14 protein-coding genes and 1 pseudogene are annotated in these 15,340 nt (G+C 54.5%); 8 read left to right on the top strand and 7 right to left on the bottom strand.

The features are described 5' to 3' along the window. Positions 1–25: 25 nt before the first annotated feature. On the bottom strand, positions 26–247 hold the full coding sequence (gene thiS, locus J4377_RS18075) for a sulfur carrier protein ThiS (RefSeq protein ID WP_009723207.1): 222 nt from the start codon (positions 245–247) through the stop codon (positions 26–28). Between the two features lie 177 nt (positions 248–424). Between thiS and J4377_RS18070 the strand changes: the two genes are divergently transcribed. After that, positions 425–802: a DUF423 domain-containing protein gene (locus J4377_RS18070; RefSeq protein ID WP_253486303.1), complete on the top strand. Its 378-nt coding sequence runs from the start codon at positions 425–427 to the stop codon at positions 800–802. 8 nt (positions 803–810) lie between these two features. Here J4377_RS18070 and J4377_RS18065 read toward each other — a convergent pair whose 3' ends face one another. Further along, positions 811–1,233 carry a PaaI family thioesterase gene (locus J4377_RS18065; RefSeq protein WP_038479517.1) on the bottom strand — a complete coding sequence of 141 codons (423 nt, stop codon included), beginning with the start codon at positions 1,231–1,233 and terminating at the stop codon, positions 811–813. 67 nt (positions 1,234–1,300) lie between these two features. Continuing rightward, positions 1,301–3,475 (bottom strand): malate synthase G, encoded by a 2,175-nt coding sequence (locus tag J4377_RS18060; RefSeq protein WP_038479514.1) that lies wholly within the window; start codon positions 3,473–3,475, stop codon positions 1,301–1,303. A gap of 206 nt (positions 3,476–3,681) precedes the next feature. Here J4377_RS18060 and J4377_RS18055 point away from each other — a divergent pair, with 206 nt between their 5' ends. Continuing rightward, a complete protein-coding gene (locus J4377_RS18055; RefSeq protein ID WP_038479511.1) occupies positions 3,682–4,662 on the top strand; it encodes an alpha/beta hydrolase in 981 nt (326 codons plus the stop codon). A gap of 88 nt (positions 4,663–4,750) precedes the next feature. Here the strand turns inward: J4377_RS18055 and J4377_RS18050 are convergent, their stop codons facing one another. Further along, complete coding sequence (locus tag J4377_RS18050; RefSeq protein ID WP_245846652.1) at positions 4,751–4,903, bottom strand: hypothetical protein; 153 nt, start codon at positions 4,901–4,903, stop codon at positions 4,751–4,753. A gap of 304 nt (positions 4,904–5,207) precedes the next feature. Here J4377_RS18050 and J4377_RS18045 point away from each other — a divergent pair, with 304 nt between their 5' ends. Then, a complete protein-coding gene (locus tag J4377_RS18045; RefSeq protein WP_253486302.1) occupies positions 5,208–5,789 on the top strand; it encodes an NADPH-dependent FMN reductase in 582 nt (193 codons plus the stop codon). On the opposite strand, the pseudogene J4377_RS18040 reads toward J4377_RS18045, so the two are convergent. After that, positions 5,786–6,448, bottom strand: a pseudogene (locus J4377_RS18040) (ATP-binding protein); the annotation flags it as partial. The gene J4377_RS18045 and the pseudogene J4377_RS18040 overlap by 4 nt on opposite strands. A 141-nt stretch (positions 6,449–6,589) precedes the next feature. Between J4377_RS18040 and J4377_RS18035 the strand changes: the two are divergent. From J4377_RS18035 to J4377_RS18015, 5 genes are read left to right on the top strand one after another with little or no spacing between them, the layout of a single operon-like run. Continuing rightward, positions 6,590–7,270, top strand: a complete 681-nt coding sequence (locus J4377_RS18035; RefSeq protein WP_083007656.1) for a TnsA endonuclease N-terminal domain-containing protein — start codon at positions 6,590–6,592, stop codon at positions 7,268–7,270. Beyond that, positions 7,263–9,191: a Mu transposase C-terminal domain-containing protein gene (locus J4377_RS18030; RefSeq protein WP_083007655.1), complete on the top strand. Its 1,929-nt coding sequence runs from the start codon at positions 7,263–7,265 to the stop codon at positions 9,189–9,191. Before J4377_RS18035 ends, J4377_RS18030 begins: the two co-directional genes overlap by 8 nt. After that, a complete protein-coding gene (locus J4377_RS18025) occupies positions 9,188–10,072 on the top strand; it encodes a TniB family NTP-binding protein (RefSeq protein ID WP_083007654.1) in 885 nt (294 codons plus the stop codon). The genes J4377_RS18030 and J4377_RS18025 overlap by 4 nt, the downstream gene beginning before the upstream one ends. Continuing rightward, positions 10,072–11,160 (top strand): TniQ family protein, encoded by a 1,089-nt coding sequence (locus tag J4377_RS18020; protein WP_083007653.1) that lies wholly within the window; start codon positions 10,072–10,074, stop codon positions 11,158–11,160. Before J4377_RS18025 ends, J4377_RS18020 begins: the two co-directional genes overlap by 1 nt. Further along, entirely contained in the window at positions 11,157–12,584 is a 1,428-nt protein-coding gene (locus J4377_RS18015) for a hypothetical protein (RefSeq protein ID WP_232318736.1), read from the top strand. The genes J4377_RS18020 and J4377_RS18015 overlap by 4 nt, the downstream gene beginning before the upstream one ends. 126 nt (positions 12,585–12,710) lie before the next feature. On the opposite strand, the gene J4377_RS18010 is transcribed toward J4377_RS18015, so the two are convergent. Continuing rightward, on the bottom strand, positions 12,711–13,754 hold the full coding sequence (locus J4377_RS18010; RefSeq protein WP_016916424.1) for a L,D-transpeptidase family protein: 1,044 nt from the start codon (positions 13,752–13,754) through the stop codon (positions 12,711–12,713). A 53-nt stretch (positions 13,755–13,807) separates the two neighbouring features. Further along, positions 13,808–15,340 carry an apolipoprotein N-acyltransferase gene (gene lnt / locus J4377_RS18005; RefSeq protein ID WP_016916425.1) on the bottom strand — a complete coding sequence of 511 codons (1,533 nt, stop codon included), beginning with the start codon at positions 15,338–15,340 and terminating at the stop codon, positions 13,808–13,810.

Raw genomic sequence — 15,340 nt, 5'->3', positions numbered from 1 at the left:
AAAGCAAAAACGGTGATGGGCTACGCTAGCCGCCGCCGATGGCGTGAACGACTTCTATCTGGTCGCCATTGGCTAAATGCGTTTGAGCAAGCTGGCTTTTGGGCACGATCTGTTCGTTAATTTCCACAGCGATACGGCGCCCGGTCAGGCCTAATTGCTCAATTAGATCAGCGGCGCTAAGGCCAGCTGCCAGCGTATGCGATTCGCCATTGAGCGTCAGTTGTATCGACTCATTAGGAGTAGGCATAACGGTAAGTGTCCCATTCGGTGAGGCAAAACATTGTCTATTGTAGCGGTTTCGCACCGCTCAAGGTATGTGACAACGTTAATCATCTCGGTGAATTATCGAGTGCGTATGTCGGGGGCTTATCCCAGATAGTTATCTCATGTACTTGTAACGAGTATTTATAAACAGGAGTAACGCATGCAGCGAGCAGACAAACCCTGGTGGTGCCTAGTCGCACTCTCAGGAGCATTAATGGTGATACTAGGCGCCTATGCGGCTCACGGATTGGCATCGCGTACCAGTGCTGCCATGGTCGACATCGTTGAAACTGGCGTGCGTTACCAAGCGTGGCATACGTTGGCCATGTTAGCGGTACTGGCTTGGCGCAGCCAGTGCCCTCAGCCAGGACAGCGCATCGTGCTAGCGCTATGGGCGTTGGGTATCACCGCATTTTCGGGCTCGCTCTACCTGATGGCCCTAGTAGGGCTTAGCGTTGGTATTGTAACGCCCATCGGTGGTTTGCTGCTGATGGCAGGCTGGTTAGGCTTAGCCGTCACTGCACTGCTCAGCCGTTAGCGCGGTGGTTAGCCAGTTGGGCTGTCTGGCAGCGCATAGCTGGCGGTAATATGCGCAACCGGCTTAGTGTCATCGCTGGCAGAGAAAATCTGCACTTCGCCTACCGCTAAACGGCGGCCTAACTTGATGAGTTTGGCGTGAGCAACAATATCGTGCTCGCCGGAAGCGGCGCGTAAGAAATGGCAGTTCAAGTCACTGGTGACCGCCATGGCTTCGGGGCCTATTTGCGCCAAAATGGCCACATACAACGCCACATCAGCAAAGCCCATCATGGTCGGACCAGATACCCTGGGGCCAGGGCGAAGGTGTTGCTCACCGATGGTTAGTCGCAGGGTGGCACTCATCGCACCAACGCTTTCAATTCTGCCCATCCGCTGGGGGAACACCTCATCTAAAAAGTGCTCAATCTGCTCGGCAGTCATTACGGTCATTATTATTGTCCTTTATAAAAAAGCCCCGAGGCATGCGCCTCGAGGCTGATGATACCGCAAAGCGCGTTTACTTCGCCTTATGTACCTGACGCCACGCGTGAAGTAGCGGTTCGGTGTAACCAGAAGGCTGTACGCGGCCTTTGAACACTAAGTCAGAGGCTGCTTTAAAGGCGGTTGAGCCTTCGAAGTCGGCGCTCATGGCCGTGTAGGTGGGGTCGCCAGCGTTCTGCTGATCAACCACTTTCGCCATACGCTTCAGCGTTTCTTCCACCCGCGGCGCATCGACAATGCCGTGGTGCAGCCAGTTGGCGATATGTTGGCTGGAAATACGCAGCGTAGCGCGGTCTTCCATTAGGCCAACGTTATGAATGTCCGGCACTTTCGAGCAGCCCACGCCATGCTCAACCCAGCGTACCACGTAGCCAAGAATGCCCTGGCAGTTGTTATCCAACTCTTGTTGAATCTCCTCATCCGACCAGTTGGCGTTTTCGGCTACTGGCACGGTGAGCAGGTCATCCAAGAAATCGGGTTCGCCTTGGGCTTCCAGCTCGCGCTGTACGTCCGCTACGTTGACTTGGTGGTAGTGAAGCGCATGTAGCGTAGCCGCCGTTGGAGAAGGCACCCATGCCGTGTTAGCACCCGCTTTCGGGTGACCAATTTTTTGCTCTAGCATGCTATGCATCAGATCCGGCATTGCCCACATGCCTTTACCGATTTGAGCACGACCACGCAGGCCACAGGCTAAGCCTACCTGCACGTTGTTCTTTTCGTAGGCGGTGATCCACGCAGCGCTCTTCATATCGCCTTTGCGAACCATCGGGCCTGCTTCCATGGCGGTGTGCATTTCGTCACCGGTGCGGTCAAGGAAACCGGTGTTGATGAACACAACACGAGAAGCCGCTTCAGCAATACACGCCTTCAAGTTGACGGTGGTGCGGCGCTCTTCATCCATGATGCCCATTTTCAGGGTGTCACGACTCATGCCCAGGATGTCTTCAACGCGACCAAACAGTTCGTTGGCGAACGCCACTTCTTTCGGCCCGTGCATTTTCGGCTTCACGATATACACTGAGCCAGCGCGAGAGTTGCGTGGCTGATCGGCGTCTTTCTTCAGATCGTGCAGTGACAGCAGCGAGGTCACTACCGCGTCCAGAATACCTTCCGGCAGTTCGTTGCCATTTTCGTCCAGGACGGCAGGCGTGGTCATCAGGTGGCCAACGTTGCGCACGAACATCAGCGAACGACCCGGCAGTGTAACGGTGCTGCCATCAGTGGTTTGCCAAGTACGATCGGCGTGCAGCGTCCGCTTGAAGGTTTTGCCGCCTTTGTCGATGCTCTCTTCCAGGTCGCCCTTCATCAGGCCAAGCCAGTTGCTGTAAACACCGACTTTATCTTCAGAGTCGACAGCAGCAACGGAGTCTTCACAATCCATAATCGCGGTCAGTGCCGCTTCCACCACCACGTCTTTCACGTGAGCGGGGTCGGTTTTACCGATCGGGTGGCTGTCGTCGATCTGGATTTCCAGATGCAGGCCGTTGTTAGTAAGCAGGATAGCTTCAGGCGCGGATGCATCGCCGTTAAAGCCGATCAGCTTGCCGGAATCTTTTAGGCCGGTTTCACGACCGCCTTCCAGACTAACGACCAAGTGGCCATCACGAATAGCGTATTTCACCGCATCGCGGTGAGAGCCAGTGGCCAGTGGGGCAGCACGATCAAGCACACCACGGGCATAAGCGATAACTTTTTGGCCACGTTTCGGGTTGAAACTGGTGCCTTTTTCAGCGCCATCTTCTTCTGAAATCGCATCGGTGCCGTATAGGGCATCGTACAAACTACCCCAGCGAGCATTAGCGGCGTTTAATGCATAGCGGGCATTGCTCACAGGCACCACCAACTGCGGGCCTGCTTGAACAGCCACTTCACGATCTACATTGGCCGTGGTGGTTTTAACGCTATTCGGCGCATCCACTAGGTAACCAGCGTCTTTTAAGAAGCTGCGGTAAGCCTGCATATCGCTAACCGGGCCCGGATTTTCACGGTGCCAGGCATCCAGTTTTTCTTGGAGCGTGTCGCGCTCTTCAAGCAGTTGGCGATTTTTCGGTGTCAAATCATGGAACAGGGCGTCAACGCCAGCCCAAAAGGTGTTTTCGTCAACACCAGTGCCCGGTAAAGCCTGCTCATTGATGAAACGGTCCAGGTCTGCTGACACCTGTAAACGGTGACGCGTGATACGCTCGCTCATGGGGTTCTCCTGTAAAGGTGCCCGTGGGATATTATCGTGCCACGGTCAGGGTAAATATATATTTATGGAAAATACTTCCACAACTGCGCGGGCATGTAAACAGCCGATGCCGTAAAGCAGCAAAATGCTCGACCAAATGATGAGAGCGACAGTGGTCTCCGCTGTCATTCAGCCAATGGATAGGTGGCGTTCACGGAGAGACGTTAATGCATAATTTCCAACACCTGGAAGGCTTGTTTAGGCAAGCAGCAGGCGAGTCATCGCTCTCCCAGCTTCGGCCGGGCGACACGCTAACGGACGCTGTGCATGACTATTTTCGCCACTACGGTTTAGAAACGCTATTAAACGACACCAGCGAAGTGCACGCGGGATTTATTGATACTGGACGCTTTGCTCTGTGGTGCCAAGTATGGAGCCCGCCTGTTCCCACTGGCACCGCGTTTGTGATTCATGGTTACTTTGACCATTTAGGCCTTTACCGCCATTTGCTCGGCTGCCTGCTGGCCAAAGGGTGGCGAGTGGTGTTGTGGGACCTTCCTGGTCACGGTCTTTCCAGCGGCCCACGCGCTGATATTGACGATTTTGACGACTATCAGCACTGCCTTGCGCATTTACAGACGACATTGCAAACCCAGGGCATGGCCCCTACGCCGTGGCTAGGTGTTGGGCAGAGTACGGGGGCGGCCATCTTGGCGACCGATGCGCTCACCCGTCGTGAAACGGCAGGCTGGGCCGGTATTGTGCTGCTAGCGCCATTGGTACGCCCCTGGCGCTGGAGTCAGTCTAGCTGGCTGCACTTGATTGCCAGCCCTTTTCTAAAAGAGCTACCACGTAAGTATCGCCCCAATTCCACTGATGAGCAGTTTACGGCGTTCCTACGTGACCAAGACCCGCTGCAACCTGAACGGTTAAGCGTCGCCTGGATAACCGCGATGCGACGTTGGATGCCCCGTTTACTAGCGTTGGAACCTAACCCGCTGCCGACGCTTATTTTACAGGGTGAGCAAGACCTTACCGTCGATTGGGAGTGGAATTTAGCGGTATTGGAGGAGAAATTTCCTAATGCCGAGGTCCACCGCCATCCAGAAGCCCGGCATCACTTAGTTAACGAGGCCGATCCCATTCGTGAAGTGTTGTTTGAAGCTCTTGATAGTTTCGTAGATAACGTTGTTGAGAGTGTTCAATAACGTAAATGTTTAAAGCTCAGGGGGGCAGCTTGAGGCTAGGGCGCCAGAGCGCGCCCTGCCTCGTGCTTAATTTCGCTACTGAGTTTCGCTACTGAGCGTTCAGGAAGTCCTCCACATTGAGCAGTATCAGCTCATTATCATCAGCGCGTCCTTGCTGGCGGCCAATCGAGAAAGGATAGTTGTTGTCATTGGCGACCACGATAGTGCTCTCATCGACGCGATCGACGTTCTCAATGGTCACAAAGGGAAAGTTAAAGGTGCCGTTGATCGTGCCGCACTGGTAAATACAAAGGCGAGTAGAGCGGTTGCTAGTAACGGCTTGGTCATTACGGTTTCACTATTTAGGAAGAGAAAGTAGAGCAGTTTCAGCTTTTGCTAATTCTCGTCCGTAATAGTGATAGTTGAATGACAGAGTGCAGACGTTTTAATGGCGGCAAGTTTTCCTAGCGAGCCTAGCCGCTAATCAGCAAAAAACGCCTTGCTCAAAAGACACAAATATTAAATGGTGGGACTTTCAAATACGTTCTAATAAAGAGGAAGTGGTAATGGCGTCATCAGTAGCAAAAGTTCTCGTATTAGCGGGCAGTGCCCGTGAAGGTTCGCTTAATAAACAGCTCGCGAAGCTTGCTGCCAAGCGCATTGAGGCCTTGGGTGGAAAGGCAACCTTTATCGATTTAAAAGACTACCCTTGCCCGCTGTTCGATGAGGACATTGAAGCCCAGGGCATGCCTGATAATGTACTGAAACTGCGCGAAATACTGGCCGATCACCAAGCGCTATTGATCGCCTCGCCAGAGTACAACGGCTTTATCACGCCGCTGCTGAAAAACACACTGGACTGGCTGTCACGGCCCTACCAGGATACGCCGGGGCTCAAGTTATTTGCCGGTAAGTGGGCAGCGCTGGTGGCGGCTTCCCCTGGTGGGCTGGGCGGTATTCGAGCACTGCCCCTTGGACAGCAGTTGTTGGCTAATCTGGGGTTGGTCGTACTGCCGCAGCCACTATCATTGCCGAAGGCAGGCAGTGCGTTTAACGAGTCAGGCGCGCTAAAGGATGAGGCGACGGGTGGAAAGCTCGACGCCTTATGCCAACGGCTTGTCGATGTAATGGCCAATGACCATCGCTAGGCACCTTTCAACAGCCTATCCAACTGCCGGTAGCCGATAGCCTCGATAAAGTGCGGCTGGGTGGGCTTGGGTTCGCCTTGTAGGTCGGCCAGAGTGAGTGCGACCCGCAGGACGCGGTGGTAAGCGCGGGCAGAGAGCTTGAGTTTTTCCAGCACGCCTGCCAACCAGGCGCGCTCTTCATCGTTAAGCGCGCAGGCGGCTTCTAAGGCTTTGCCGCTTAGCTGGCTATTGAGTGCGCCTCGCGCCATTTGGCGCTCTCGGGCGGCCATCACCCGCTCGCGCACGGCGCTGGAAGGTTCGCCTTGAGTTTGGGCGGTGAGCTGCTCGGGCGGTAGGGCGGGCACTTCCACTTGCAGGTCAATGCGGTCTAGCAGTGGGCCAGAAAGCCGTGCCTGATAGCGCTGAATCTGGCTGGCGCTGCACTGGCAGCGCTGACGCGGATCGCCCAAGTGGCCACAGGGGCAGGGGTTCATAGCGGCAACGAGCTGAAACTGTGCCGGATAACGGCGTTCATGACTGGCGCGTGAGAGGTGAATTTCCCCCGTTTCCAGTGGCTGCCTTAACACTTCTAAGACGTTGCGCGAAAACTCCGGCAGCTCGTCTAAAAACAGCACGCCGTGGTGAGCAAGCGAGATTTCCCCAGGTTTGGGCTTTGAGCCCCTGTCATTTTCAGCAATTAATGCGACCCTCAGCACGTAATATCGGGCTATTATGGTAGTCTATGCAGGATTGAATGCGACAGAATTAATAGCAATTGCTGCGACAGGCCACGTTTTATTCAACATTTGGTGCGACTGCTCATGCCACTGCCTACATCTGTTCGTAAAATCGGCCCTACCCGACGAAGTGTGTCTGGCTACTATGCCTTTCGCGGGGAGGAGTCTATTGCGTTCGAGTCGACGCTCGAACGTGATTTCCTCATAAAGGCTGACTTTGATGTGAGCGTCCTTGGTGTGATTTCCCAGCCGTGCGAGATCCCGTTTCATCATCCTGTGACCGGTAGGTGTTACACCTACACCCCGGATTATTTGGTTTATTACCGTCTCGGTAACCGTCATTACAAGGACTACCCAAAACCTCTCCTGGTGGAGGTCAAACCACGGGAAAAGTGGCAAGCACATTGGCGTGAATGGTCGCCTAAATGGAAGGCGGCGATGCGGCATGCTAGCAACGAGGGATGGTCTTTTAGCATTCATGATGAAAGCCGCATTCGTGATAAGACCTTGGACAACATTACCTTCCTAGCGCGCTATAAGCGGATGGTGTTTCCCTCTGTCGAAAGCCAGGCAGTCCTCAATACGGTGAGGGAGATGGGGGTGGCGACCTTGGATTACCTGCTTTCTCGGCACTTCATGGGCGATATTTACCGGGCAGAGGGGATTGCGCATTTATGGCATCTACTGGCGACCCGACAGCTAGATTGCGATATGGCTCAATCCTTCAGTCCTCTATCGGAGGTATGGGTACCCGATCATGAATAATCATCGTGGCAACACAACTGAACCAAATAATGGAGTCGCCCAAAGACGCCAACACTTGCAGATCATGGTGGGTGAGCAGGTTCAGAAAGATGGCACCGTTTACCGAATTTCCCAGGTGCTCGATTTTGAGACGGTCATTGGCATTGCCGTTGAGTCCGGGCGTAGTTGCCCGCTTCGCATCAAAGAACTAGCGCCTCTCAATAGCGGGTCTGTACCCCCTGAGCAGGATATGTCCGAGATTGGGGATGCCGATTGGCGGGAGGCCGAGCATCGCTTTTCCATCATTAAGCCCTTGGTGGATCGCCATACCGTGGGGCGAGATGCAGCGGAGGAGCGTGCTAAGCAAACGGGGGTTGATACGGCTACGATCTACCGTTGGTTGAAGCGGTATAAAGCGACGGGCTCGGTGCTCGCATTGATTCCTCAAAAGCCAGGGTGGAAGAAGGGGAAGTCGCGTATCCCCGCGCATGCGGAGGCGGTGATTCAGGAAGTTATCAAAGAGGTTTATTTGACGCTGCAGCGTCCCTCAGCACAAAAGGCGGTACAGGAGGTCATGCGTCGCTGCCACGAGCGGCGCATTGATCCGCCGAGCCCTGGTACCGTTCGTGCTCGTCTGCGTGACATCCCAGAGCGTGATCGGTTGCGTGGCCATGGCTTTAGAGAGAAAGCGATTAATAAGTTTCAGCCAGCTGCCGGAAAGTTTCCCAATGCGGACTATCCGCTAGCCGTCATGCAGATTGACCACACGCCTGCCGATATTATTTTGGTCGATGACGTGTATCGCAAACCGATTGGCCGTCCATGGATCACGTTGGCCATGGACGTGTGTACTCGCATGGTCACGGGGTACTACTTATCGTTTGACCCGCCTTCTGAAACATCCGTAGGCATGTGTGTGGCGCAATCCATGCTTCCTAAAGATGAGTGGCTGCTACTGCATAACGTGGAGGCTGAGTGGCCGGTATGGGGCACACCCGCCACGATTCACGTCGATAACGGCCCAGATTTTCGCTCAGAGACGTTTCGGCGCTCATGCCTAGCCTATGGGATCAATCTTGAGTTTCGACCTGTTAAGCAGCCTCGTTATGGTGGCCACATTGAGCGGGTGCTGGGATCTCTTCTCAAGGAAATCCATAACCTGCCTGGGACAACCTTCTCCTCCATTAAAGAGAAAGAGGGGTACGATCCAGAGAAACATGCAGCCATGACGAAAAGCGAGTTTGAAGAGTGGCTGGTGACGTTGATCTGTAAGGTTTACCACCAGCGCCTTCATTCTGGAATTGGCATGTCGCCGATGAAGAAGTGGGAAATTGGTGTGTTTGGCAATGCTGACGTGCAGGGAGTGGGATTAGCGCCGAGGCCTGCTGACAGGCTCTCTGTATTGCTCGATTTTTTGCCCAGCTTTCAGCGCACGATCCAGACTTTTGGTGTGACCATCGATGGCATGAACTATTACGATGAGGCGCTAAGGCCGTGGATCAATGCCAAAGATCCAGACATGCCAGACAAGAAACGAACCTTTGTATTCCGGCGCGATCCTCGCGACATTAGCGTCATTTGGTTCAAAGACCCGGAACTCGGGCACTATTTTCGCATTCCCTTTGCCAATCTTGCCCTCCCCTCGATGAGTGTTTGGGAGTATGCCCAGGCTAAGGCACGCCTTCGCCAGGAAGGCAGGAACTCGGTGAATGAGTCTGAAATTCTACGCGCTATTAGTGAGCTTCGAACCCATGTGGAGGAGTCGCAAGCGCGCACCAAGCGAAGCCGCCGTCAGGCGCAACGCCGCAAAGAGCATGAGAAGAAGGTGACGCCTGCAGATCCTCTGTTAAATGCGCCCTCAAACGCGGCCCCTCAAGAGTCACCCGCTCAAGGAAACGGTCTTTTAACGGGTGATATCGATGTGAACTGGGACATAGCATGAGCACACACCTTCATCCTGACCTCCGTCACGTCTTGGGGCTGTCCGCTAAAGAGCGGATGGAGTTTATGGATCAACCGCGATGGTTGGGCTATCCATTGGCCAACCGTGTTATTGAGGTTATGCGCGGGTTGATGGAGAAGCCCAGTCGTCCTCGTATGCCCAATCTTTTGATCGTGGGTGACTCTAATAACGGGAAGACCACCATCGTTCAGCGTTTTCATAAGCAGTATGGTGAAGGCTACGTGAATGAAGACGTAGAGCCGGTAAAGCCGGTTGTCGTCACTCAGGCCCCACCGAGTGCCGATGAGAAAAGTCTGTATATCGCGGTACTAGAGAGTTTCTGGGCTCCCTATCGACCTACTGATCCGGTTCCCAAGCTGCGCTACCAGGTGATTCATCAACTGCGTGCTTGCCATACGCGCCTGCTGATCATTGATGAGTTTCACTCACTGCTAACCGGTGGTGCCGTCAAGCAGCGAGAAACGATGAATGCCATTAAGCTCCTGTGCAATGAGTTAATGATTCCCATCGTTGGCGTGGGCACGCAGGATGCCGTGCGGGTGCTGCATTCAGACCCGCAGCATGCGAGTCGCTTTGATGTGGTCGCGTTACCCAAGTGGGAGCTCAATCAGGAGTTTCAGAAGCTGCTCGCTGGCTTTGAGAAGATATTACCGCTCAAACATCCTTCCCAACTGCATGAGCCACAATTGGCGACCCAGCTTCACGCGATCTCTGGCGGCAATTTTGGCGACCTGCACCGGCTGCTGATTGAGTGTGCCAATGCCGCTATTTTGTCCGGGGCTGAGCGTATCGATGAGAAAATTATTCAGAGTAAATCATGGGTGCGACCTACCCGTGGCATTAGGGAGGTGATGCTGTAATGCCCTGGGCGCTGAGTGTGCCTCTGTTGTCTGAAGAGTCGCTTTCTTCATGGCTGGTACGGGCGGCGTTGAGACAGGGGTGTGATCCTTTGTCGCTCACCGGGGCTATCTGGCCAACATGGCGTATATGGACAAGGGATATTGATAGGGAAATTCCCCTCGTAAGAATGCGCCCATTAGTCAATGCATCGGGGATATCGTCCGCTGAGTTTCAGAAAGCTGGGGTGCGTGACGATTGTGAGAAAGTGGCCGGTTACTCATTACCGGAAACGCGGACTTGGCCCTGGTTGTTGGCACTCGGCAGCCGAAATCGAACCCGCCATGGAGGACAACAGGTATGCACGTTGTGCTTGGCAGAGGACTCAACCCCTTACTTGCGCCGACACTGGCGATTCGCTTGGCACACTGGGTGCCGCTTTCATGGGGTGCAGCTGATAGATGAATGCCCAGCATGCAAGGCCCCTATAGAGCCCCATCGCCTGTCAGCGGAAGATCAACATTTAGCTCAGTGCAGTCGGTGCCATGACGATTTTAGAAAGGTGGTATGCACGTTGCATTTAGCAGAAGCGTTCAGTGTTCAAGTGATGGCAGATCGTGCTTTAAAAAGCAGCAACGTGACGTTTAGGGAGGCCCCTATCGCACCCGCCGATTGGTTTTCTATGGTGGCCTTCTTTATTGGCGTTGTTCGGCGTGCAAGTCGGCGGCCTGCGTCCCCCCTGGCCGATGCGCTTCTGTCATTGGGCATTTCGGTTACGGATAGTCGAATGCCTTTGTCTGGGCTGGCGTTTGAACTGTTGCCTGTCAGCGAGCGTAGTGCTTTATTGGCGTCGGTGGAGCGTTTGCTCAGTATAGGCGTTGAGGAAACGTTCAGTGCGTTGGTCGCGTTCAATGTGAAAACGAGCGCGCTTCATGACCACCGAAAGTCACCCCCCGTTGTGTTGTTGCCGCTGCTATTACGGTTATCTCACCACCCTCATGGGCCGCATCGCCGCCGTGTTCCCCCGGCTTGTCGCCCCATGTCGGAACGCGCTGTTAGAGCCTCATGGGCGCGTTTAAAACGCAGAATGAAAGCGGAGCCAACCTCTTGAATCAACACCAAACGGTCGACTGCGATGAGTGTGGCCGAGAAGTCTCCAAATTGTGGCGACGCCATAAAGGGCACGGCTACTGTTCAACTTGCTATGCTCGTGTGTTTAAGCGGCGGATGTGCCCACGATGTGGTGAGTTAGCCCGTCTGCCTAAGAATGACCCAGACGCCGTCTGTCGTCAGTGCAACGTTGACAAACCGTGTGCACGATGTGGAAAAGCCAGTTCAGACTACAACATCGGCAAGGTCACTCCCTACGGCCCTGTCTGTATCGCCTGCGCTCCCTATTTCAAAGAACCAGAGCCCTGCGAGGCGTGTGGGAAAGCATCTCAACGTCTTACCCGAGTGGCGCGTATGGGGCATGATCATCGCTTATGTCCACGCTGTTCGACAGCAGACCACGGTACCTGTTCTGCATGTCGTCGACATCGTTTATTGGTGGTGGCACCCAACGGGGATGCGTTGTGCAAAGCCTGTAATGAGCAAGGGGAAATTGCCTGCCCATCGTGTGGTAATCCCATGCCAGCGGGTCGAGGTGATGCCTGTGAGCCCTGCTATTGGACGCGAACATGCCGCAAGCGGATCTCCATTGGCCAAGCCGGTATCACTACCAAAGCGTTAAGTGAGGCCTTTGGGGAATTTGGTGAATGGCTGATTCGTATCACTGGGCCGCATAAGGCTGCCCTCAAGATCAATCATTTCTTCTCGTTCTTCCTTGAGCTCGACCAGGCATGGTCACGGATACCGAGCTATTCGGAGCTACTTCATCACTTCGGGGCGGAGGGCTTGCGGCGTGTGAGGCTTCCCATGCGATGGTTGCATGAAGAGCAAGGGGTAGAGCCGGATCACCAAGCAAAGCGGATCGACTCAGAGAAAAGACGTATTCAAGCGTGTCTCAGTTCTATGCCGTTCGCTTCGCTATCAGACCAAGTGCTGCAAGCCTATTGGCTGCAATTGGAAACCCGTATAGAGGCGGGCAAAACGTCCCACACCTCCGCACGACTTGCACTAAGAGCGGCAGCCGCATTGCTACTCGCTACTGACCGGGAGGGGCAGCGACTGCCTCAACAGGGCGATGTGGACAACTATTTGCATGCGGTGCCCGGACAAGCAGCCTCGGTCACGGGGTTTACTAATTTCTTAAATCGCCAACATGCCACCACGTTGGCTCCTCGGGTGGATGTAAAACGGGCAAGAAAGCGGCGAAAAGAAACACTAGCCCGCACCCTGATGACGATGGCCCGGTGTGCTGATCAAGGAGAGGCCTGGAGGGAGGCATGGATCGTTGCTGCCATGGAGTATTTCCATGACACAAAATTAACGCAGAAAATGCTTCGACAACAGACCGTAGAGCGGACGACAGACGGGATACAGGTGGTAGTGGGTGGCGTTACCTACTGGCTGCCTCTGGATATTGAGTGCTAAGACACTGATAGCGCGCAGTCACTTGGAGGGCCCCGCGACTCTGTAGGCGAATGTCGCCCCGCCGTTTGGACGGGGCTATGGCTCTCTACCTATATGCCAGGGCTCAACGGGGTGCCAAAAGGCGTGTCATGACCGTTGAGATGACGTCAAAACCAGGTCTTCATAAATGCCCTTGATAGCCTTCTCTTCTGGGCTGTGGCGCTGTGGCTCCTGTTCCTGCTTTGGATGTAGTGGGGTTATAAGCCCGTTAGAGAGTGACAGGACATCGCTGAGCTGCTCGTAATCGAGGTTTACGTTATCGACATTGTATTGGTTAAGGCGTGTCATGGTCTCTGTGAGTGCGGTCATACTGTGCTCTTCTTCTCCAAGCGGCGGAAAGGCTTGAATCAGCGGCTGACCGCCTTCCCAACCTATCTTGATCGGCTGATTGATGATGTTGACTTGGGTGCCGGGTGGAATGCGGTCAAATATAGATTCGATGTCTTTGGGTAACATGCGGATACAACCTCGGCTTGCGCGCATGCCAATGCCATCGGGCTGGTTGGTGCCGTGAATCAAATAGCCATCGAAGCCTAGGATGATGGCATGGTCTCCTAGCGGGTTATCGGGGCCGGGCGGTACAACGCTTGGTGCGGTTTCGCCGCGTGCTTCCGCTTCACGTTTTACCGACTCAGGCGGGTACCATGCGGGGTTTTTAATGTTCATGGTGGTCTCGGTCACACCAAGGGGTGTATCAAACCCTTCGCGACCGATGCCGATAGGATAGGTCTCAACGCGCGGTGTCTCACCGGTTTTGACATCTGGGTAGTAGTAAAGCCGCAGCTCGGCGATATTGATGACGACCCCAGTACGCTCGACATTCGGCAGGATGAAGCGTCCTGGAATGGTTACTTCAGTACCCACTCCGGGCACCCAAATACTGACCTCTGGGTTAGCACGTACAATCTCCTGGTAGCCAAGGTTGTGACGTCTGGCAATATCAATCAGAGTATCCTCGTAATTCTTCACGATGAAGGTGTCAGCCTCTCCGATAATATTGCCTTCCTCAGGTAGCGGGTAATGCCCCTTGGGCCATTCCGTCTCCTGGGCAGTGGAAGGTTGTGCCGCCATGGCGACAGGGAGCCATGCCAGAAACGAAACCATCACACTCACGATGAAGCCGATCTGCATTGGCCATGGGAGGAATCTCTTAAGTATTGCTGCGTTCTTTGCCAAGAGCATCGCTAGGTTCCTTTTTCATCTAATGCGTCGTTTTTTGATCGAGATAAGTTCAGTTGTAACCCGAGCAGTGTCAGCACCGCAGCGAGTATCCAAGCGGGGCCACTACCGGTGCGTGTGAAAGGAGTTAGGCCCTGCATCGGGGTCACCTCGCCCGTTAAACTGGCCTGTTCAAACTGTGGGGCACGGGCTGTGACGTGACCTTGTGAATCGATGATGGCCGTCACGCCATTACTGGTAGCTCGAAGTAGGTGACGACCATTTTCTAAGGCACGTAGACGCGCCATTTGAAGATGTTGGTGTGGGCCAATGGAGCGCCCAAACCACGTATCGTTGGAAACCGTTAATAGCAGCTCGGCATTACGCGCCTGTTGGGCGACATGGTCGGCAAAAATGATTTCGTAACAAATGGCATTGCCAATGGTGGCTCCAGCCACGTGTAACGGAGCCTGTTCGCCTGACCCTGGGGTCAGGCGAGGTACTGGCAAGTCGAAAAAAGCAAGGGTGCCAGCGAGGAGACTTTGGAATGGCAAATACTCGCCAAAGGGCACCAAGTGCGCCTTCTGGTATTCGCCCTGCACATCATTTAGCCCTATGACGCTGTTATAAGAGCGCCCTTCACTGTCGCGTTGCAAAATGCCGGTCAACAAGGCGGTGTCAGGCCCCAGGTCGGACGCTACTTGCTCAAGTATTTGCTGTGCTTCCTGCTCAAGCATGGGAAGGGCTGCCTCAGGCCAAACGATGAGATCGATATCCCTTGCTTGCTCTCGTGTCATCGTCGTGTAGATACTGATCGCTTCGCGCTGCCCTTGGGCAGTCCACTTAATGCGCTGGTCAAGATTCCCTTGCAGCAATGCCACCCGGATGGGCTTGCCAGCCGGGGTTGTCCATTGGGCGGGCAATAGGAATGGAACGATCCACAAGGCGGCCATTGGGACAAGGAAACTCCAGCGGCGACGCAGTACCTCTACCCCTAACGTACCTGTCAGCGCGGTCATGAGTGACAGCAAGTATACACCACCAACGGGCGCCCATGGGGCTAGTGGAGAATCAATCTGAGAGGTGCCCAGCAATAACCAGGGAAAGCCGGTGAGCATCCAAGTGCGTAGCCATTCGCTCACCACCCACATACCGGCAAAGCTAAGAAAGGCGAACCGTGGCCCCGTGATGCGTCGATAGAGCCCAAAGGGGACTGCAAAGAAGAGCGCCAGGACGCTGACAAAAAGAGTGGTGAGGAGCATCGCCACCAAGGCCCCGGTGCCACTGAAATCGTGAATAGCAACGAAGACCCACGACGTGCCTGAACCGAACAGGCCTACCCCATAGCACCACCCACGCAGGGTGGCCATGGCGGGCGTTAGCGACGCTATTCTCCAATAGACCAGTGCCACGCTCACTGGGCCAAGCCACCATAGGGAAAAGGGGGCGGCACTCAAGGTGGTCAGCACCCCAGCGGCGAGCGCTACAACGCAATCGACTATTGGTGAGGAGCGCCCAGCAAAAAGCGTATATTCTTTATCTTTATCGACCACATCCAT

Source organism: Halomonas sp. XH26 (genome assembly GCF_024138895.1).
GTDB classification, from domain to species: Bacteria; Pseudomonadota; Gammaproteobacteria; order Pseudomonadales; family Halomonadaceae; genus Vreelandella; species Vreelandella alkaliphila.
This window is presented reverse-complemented; position numbering and strand designations above follow the sequence as displayed.

Bases quoted from the DNA above. Each gene is read 5' to 3' on its own strand.
- J4377_RS18010 (WP_016916424.1), bottom strand. From the start codon at position 13,754: ATGCAGATCGGCTTCATCGTGAGTGTGATGGTTTCGTTTCTGGCATGG.
- lnt (WP_016916425.1), bottom strand. From the start codon at position 15,340: ATGGATGTGGTCGATAAAGATAAAGAATATACGCTTTTTGCTGGGCGC.
- J4377_RS18045 (WP_253486302.1), top strand. From the start codon at position 5,208: ATGGCGTCATCAGTAGCAAAAGTTCTCGTATTAGCGGGCAGTGCCCGT.
- J4377_RS18025 (WP_083007654.1), top strand. From the start codon at position 9,188: ATGAGCACACACCTTCATCCTGACCTCCGTCACGTCTTGGGGCTGTCC.
- J4377_RS18030 (WP_083007655.1), top strand. From the start codon at position 7,263: ATGAATAATCATCGTGGCAACACAACTGAACCAAATAATGGAGTCGCC.
- J4377_RS18060 (WP_038479514.1), bottom strand. From the start codon at position 3,475: ATGAGCGAGCGTATCACGCGTCACCGTTTACAGGTGTCAGCAGACCTG.
- J4377_RS18020 (WP_083007653.1), top strand. From the start codon at position 10,072: ATGCCCTGGGCGCTGAGTGTGCCTCTGTTGTCTGAAGAGTCGCTTTCT.
- J4377_RS18035 (WP_083007656.1), top strand. From the start codon at position 6,590: ATGCCACTGCCTACATCTGTTCGTAAAATCGGCCCTACCCGACGAAGT.
- J4377_RS18070 (WP_253486303.1), top strand. From the start codon at position 425: ATGCAGCGAGCAGACAAACCCTGGTGGTGCCTAGTCGCACTCTCAGGA.
- J4377_RS18055 (WP_038479511.1), top strand. From the start codon at position 3,682: ATGCATAATTTCCAACACCTGGAAGGCTTGTTTAGGCAAGCAGCAGGC.
- thiS (WP_009723207.1), bottom strand. From the start codon at position 247: ATGCCTACTCCTAATGAGTCGATACAACTGACGCTCAATGGCGAATCG.
- J4377_RS18065 (WP_038479517.1), bottom strand. From the start codon at position 1,233: ATGACCGTAATGACTGCCGAGCAGATTGAGCACTTTTTAGATGAGGTG.